The following is a 5,133-nucleotide window of genomic DNA, read 5'->3' as shown; positions in this document are numbered from 1 at the left end:
GCGAGGGCGTGCTCGTCGGTGGGGAAATGGCCCGGTACCCAGTCCAGAATAACGCCGATGTTGTTCTGGTGGCACTGGTCTACCAGATAGCGCAGGTCGTCCGGTGTGCCGAACCGGCTAGTGGGCGCGTAGTATCCGGTGGTCTGGTAGCCCCAGGATTCATCCAGCGGGTGCTCGGTAACCGGCAGGAGTTCAATGTGGGTGAACTGCATCTCCAGCACATAGGGGATCAGCTGGTCGGCCAGTTCGCGGTACGTCAGCCATCGCCCGGAACCATGATGGCGCCAGGACCCGGCATGTACCTCGTAGATTGAAATGGGCGAGTCCTGCCAGTTCCAGCGCCCCCGCCGCGACAGCCAGTCACCGTCGTTCCAGCTGAAATGCCCCCGCTCGGTCACCACAGCGGCTGTGGCGGGCCTCATTTCGAAGGCCTGGCCATAGGGATCGGTTTTCAGAAGCTCACGACCGTGGTCTGTCGATATGGCGAACTTGTAGAGAGCGCCGGCACCGATGTCTGGAACAAAGCATGACCACACCCCCATGCCTTCGTGCAGGCTCATCTCGTGGGTTCCGGAACGCCATTGATTGAAATCTCCGACAACGCTGACCGCCCTGGCATGGGGCGCCCAGACAGCGAACCTCACCCCCTCCACGCCCCGATTCTTGCAGAGGTGGGCGCCCAGAACATTATAGATATGCCAATGCCGGCCTTCGGCAAAGAGGTGAAGGTCGAACTCACTGAGCGTTGGACTGTCCATAGACCGTGCAATCCCTAACCAGGTGGAGCTTTCATTGGACGTCAGCGGGCCTGTTTAAAAAATGACCCGAAACAAGTTTACGTCATAATTCCGTGATAGTGTTCTAGTATAGTTACAGACGTCAAAAACGTGGCAAATCCTTGCGGTTCGAAAAACGGGCACAGGGAAGGTTTTTTTCAGGGAAGCAGCTATGCATACGGCAAAGCGGTTCGTCAGTCGTCTCACACGTCAAACTCTCGCGCTGGTTCTGGCCGGGGGGCGAGGTTCCCGGCTCCACGACCTTACCAACTGGCGCGCCAAACCAGCGGTTCCCTTCGGTGGCAAGTTCCGGATCATCGATTTCCCCCTCTCCAACTGCATCAATTCAGGCATCGGCCAGGTTGGCGTGGTCACCCAGTACAAATCCCACTCGCTAATCCGGCACATCCAGCGTGGCTGGGGATTCCTGCGTGGTGAACTGGATGAATTTGTCGAACTGCTACCGGCCCAGCAACGCATCGAAACCTCCTGGTATGAAGGGACAGCGGATGCGGTTCTTCAGAATCTCGACATCATCCGCAGCCACAGGCCTGAATACGTGCTGATTCTCGCCGGTGACCATGTTTATAAGATGGATTATGGCACCATGCTGGCTGCTCACGTTGAAAGTGAAGCGGATATCACCGTGGGCTGCATTGAGGTGCCTCTTAATGAAGCCTCCGCATTCGGTGTCATGTCGGTGGATGATGATCTCAGGGTTACCGAATTTGTTGAAAAGCCGGAACATCCCGAAGCGATGCCCGGCCATCCCGGCAAAGCCCTGGCTTCCATGGGCATTTACGTGTTCAGCACCCAGGTATTATTTGATGAACTGACCCGGGATCAGAAGATGGACGGCAAGTCCTCCCATGATTTTGGCAAAGATATCATTCCCTCGGTTATCAAGCGCCTGCGGGTGACAGCTTTCCCTTTCCGCGATCCGGTACAGAACAAACCGGCCTACTGGCGGGACGTGGGAACCATAGACGCACTCTGGCAGGCCAACCTCGAACTGATCGGCATCAGCCCCGAGCTGAATCTGTACGACTCCCACTGGCCGATATGGACCTATCAGGAACAACTGCCACCGGCCAAATTCGTATTCGACGATGACAACCGGCGCGGCATGGCGGTGGATTCCATGGTGGCAGGGGGCTGCATTGTCTCGGGTGCAGTGGTTAAACATTCCCTTTTATTTTCACAGGTTAAAGTTCACTCTTACAGTGAAATCTCGGACTCGGTCATCTACCCGGATGTGGATATTGGCCGCCGCTGTCACATCCGCAATGCACTGATCGACCGTGGCTGCCGCATACCGGAAGGTTCCCGCATCGGTTTCGACGATGCAGAGGACCGCAAGCGCTTCCATGTTTCGCCCAAGGGTATTGTGCTGGTCACGCCGGAGATGCTCGGACAGGATTATCCCCATGGCCTCTGAAACCAGAACCCCGGTCGTTTTGTGCTGGCACATGCATCAGCCTTCCTACCAGGATATGCGCACCGGCGAATTCCTGTTTCCCTGGGTGTACCTCCATACCATCAAGGACTACAGCGACATGGCGGCGCATCTGGAGAATGAACCGGAGGCCCGTGCGGTGGTCAATTTCGCCCCGGTTCTGCTCGAACAGATCGAAACCTACCTGGTGCAGATTGAGCGGTGGCGCCATGGCGCTGGCGAAATTGGAGACCCGCTGCTTTCCGCGCTGGTGGCAGCGGAATTGCCTGAGACTGGAACGCCGGCCTTCCTTGACCTGATGGAAAAATCCCTGAGGGCAAACCCCGAGAGGATCATCCGACGCTACCCGGCGTACGCGCGACTGGCTGAGCTTGCCGACATCTACCGCAAAAAACCGGAGCTGCAGAGATACATCTCCAGCCGGTTCCTGTCGGATCTGCTGGTCTGGTATCACTTGGGCTGGATGGGAGAAACCATAAGGCGGGACAACCATTGCATCCAGAGCCTGCAGGAGAAAGGTTATAACTTTTCGATGGAAGACCGGCGGGTGCTGCTGGATGTTATTTTCGATGTCCTGTCCGGCATCGGCCCCAGGTATCGGCACCTGGCCCACAAAGGGCAGGTAGAGCTGTCTGTCAGCCCCTATACCCACGCTATGCTGCCGCTGTTACTCGCACTGGAGTCTGCCCGTGAGGCTATGCCGGAGATCGCTTTGCCTGCCCACAGCCATTATCCGGGCGGCGAAGAGCGGTCCGGCTGGCAACTGGAAAAGGCAAGAATGGTATTCCAGCGATTTTTCGGGATCGAGCCAGTTGGCTGCTGGGCCTCCGAGGGCGGGCTTAGCCAGGCGACACTGGGCGTGCTGGGGCAGCATGGTTTCCAATGGACTGCCAGCGGCGATTCTGTGATTCACAACAGCCTCAATCTGGCCCGGGAGCAGGAACCGGAATTGTCCGATTCCGGCATCCACCAGCCCTATAGCTTCGGAGAATCACCAGTGACGGTGTTCTTCCGGGACGACGGGCTGTCCGACCTGATTGGCTTCACCTATGCCGACTGGCACGCAAAAGACGCCGTTGGCGACCTGGTTCACCATATGGAAAACATCGCCAGTGAAGCCAAAGGCAAACCCGGTCCGGTTATTTCCGTGATTATGGACGGTGAGAACGCCTGGGAGTACTACCCGGAGAACGGGTTCCATTTTCTGGATGAACTCTATCGGGTGCTTGCCCATCACCCTCGGCTGGAATTGACCACCTACCAGGAACTGACCGCCAACCCGGTTTCAGAACCGGTTCGCCTGCCGCACCTGGTGGCCGGAAGCTGGATTTACGGCACCTTCTCAACCTGGATCGGTGACCCGGACAAGAACCGCGCCTGGGATCTGTTGTGCGAGGCAAAAATTCATTACGACCGGGTGATGGACAATGGCAGCCTCAATGCGGAGCAGAAAGAATCCGCAAAACAACAATTGGCAATCTGCGAGGGCTCTGACTGGTTCTGGTGGTTCGGGGATTACAACCCGGCCCAGATCGTCAGCGATTTCGAGCATCTGTATCGCAGGCACCTGGTGAACCTGTATGAGATAATCGGCTACCCCGCACCGGCTTCTGTTTTCCAGAAATTGAGCCAGGGCAGCGGGGAACCTGCTCGGAGTGGCACCATGCGCCCGGGCCATGAAGCGGATAATCCGGCATGACCTTGAGCTGCAGCCACGATCTGTTCAGTACCCGCAGGGCAGGTGTATTACTTCACCCCACCAGCCTGCCGGGAGACTGGGGTGTTATGGGCGCAAGCGCCCGCCGATTTATCGATTTTCTGGCAGACAGTGGAGTGAGTATCTGGCAAACACTTCCCATCGGTCCTACTCACAGGGATCTGTCGCCTTACCAATCCCTCAGTGCCCACGCCGGCAACCCGGAATTCATCGATTTATCGGAACTCACCCGGACAGGGCTGCTGGCAGAACATGAATTGAAGCAGTCAACGCCCCGCCATCAACTGCTGAGCCTGGCAGCGCAGCGTTTTCACGATAACCGGAGCCCGGGACTTGACGGAATGGACCAGGCCGGTTATCGGCATTTCCGGAAAGCCAATGATTACTGGTTGGGCGACTTCTGCCTTTTCTGCGCCATCCGGGAGGTTCAGGCATCACCCGGCTGGCTTCAGTGGCCAGAATCCCTGCGGGACCGGCACCCGGATGCGCTGCAGGAGTTCATGGATCACAACTCGCAACGGCTTTACCGGATTGGTTTCGAGCAGTTCCTCTTCAACCATCAATGGCAGGCCTTGCGGCGCTATGCCAGAGACCGTGAAGTTCTGCTGTTCGGCGACATCCCTATCTTCGTGGCCCACGACAGCGCGGATGTGTGGGCCAACCGGCATCTTTTCAAAATCGACGAGCAGGGCGAACCCACCGTAGTGGCCGGCGTGCCACCGGACTATTTTTCGTCTGATGGCCAGCACTGGGGCAATCCGTTGTACGACTGGGAAGCCATGGCGGAGCGGGGCTATCAATGGTGGCTGGAGCGCCTCGAAAGTCAGCACCACCTGTTTGATCTGATCCGGATTGATCATTTTCGCGGCCTCCAGGCCTACTGGGAAATTCCCGCAGAAACGCCTCAACCCCGATACGGCTATTGGGTACCCGGGCCTGGAGACCATTTTCTGGAGGCCTGTTTCAGCCGATTCCCTGACCTGCCTCTGGTGGCGGAAAATCTGGGCATCATAAGCAACGAGGTGGAGGAACTCCGGAAACGGTTCCGGTTGCCCGGCATGACGGTGATGCAATTCGGCTTTGACGGCAGCCCCGACAACCCCCATCTGCTGAACAATCATCATCCAAGGGATCTTGTATACACCGGGACACATGACAACGACACCACCATGGGCTGGTACCAG

Annotated in this window: 4 protein-coding genes; 3 read left to right on the top strand and 1 reads right to left on the bottom strand. The window is 57.5% G+C overall.

What is annotated here, in order from left to right; all coding sequences use genetic code 11:
- Positions 1-758: alpha-amylase family glycosyl hydrolase (locus ACESMB_RS14625; RefSeq protein WP_372971942.1), on the bottom strand; the 758-nt coding region annotated here is incomplete at its 3' end.
- Positions 759-948: 190 nt separating this feature from the next.
- Here ACESMB_RS14625 and glgC point away from each other — a divergent pair.
- The 3 genes from glgC to malQ form a co-directional block, all read left to right on the top strand.
- Positions 949-2,214 (top strand): glucose-1-phosphate adenylyltransferase, encoded by a 1,266-nt coding sequence (glgC, locus tag ACESMB_RS14620; RefSeq protein WP_372971941.1) that lies wholly within the window; start codon positions 949-951, stop codon positions 2,212-2,214.
- Positions 2,204-3,931 carry a glycoside hydrolase gene (locus tag ACESMB_RS14615; RefSeq protein WP_372925610.1) on the top strand — a complete coding sequence of 576 codons (1,728 nt, stop codon included), beginning with the start codon at positions 2,204-2,206 and terminating at the stop codon, positions 3,929-3,931. The genes glgC and ACESMB_RS14615 overlap by 11 nt, the downstream gene beginning before the upstream one ends.
- A partial coding sequence (gene malQ, locus ACESMB_RS14610) for a 4-alpha-glucanotransferase (RefSeq protein ID WP_372971940.1) occupies positions 3,928-5,133 on the top strand: 1,206 nt, incomplete at its 3' end. The genes ACESMB_RS14615 and malQ, both read left to right, overlap by 4 nt.

The organism is Marinobacter sp. (genome assembly GCF_041686475.1).
Taxonomy (GTDB): domain Bacteria; phylum Pseudomonadota; class Gammaproteobacteria; order Pseudomonadales; family Oleiphilaceae; genus Marinobacter.
The sequence above is the reverse complement of the archived record's forward strand: the minus strand, read 5'-3'. Positions and strand labels throughout refer to the sequence as shown.

Excerpts from the sequence above, each read along its gene's own strand:
- glgC (WP_372971941.1), top strand. The coding sequence starts at position 949 with ATGCATACGGCAAAGCGGTTCGTCAGTCGTCTCACACGTCAAACTCTC.
- ACESMB_RS14615 (WP_372925610.1), top strand. The coding sequence starts at position 2,204 with ATGGCCTCTGAAACCAGAACCCCGGTCGTTTTGTGCTGGCACATGCAT.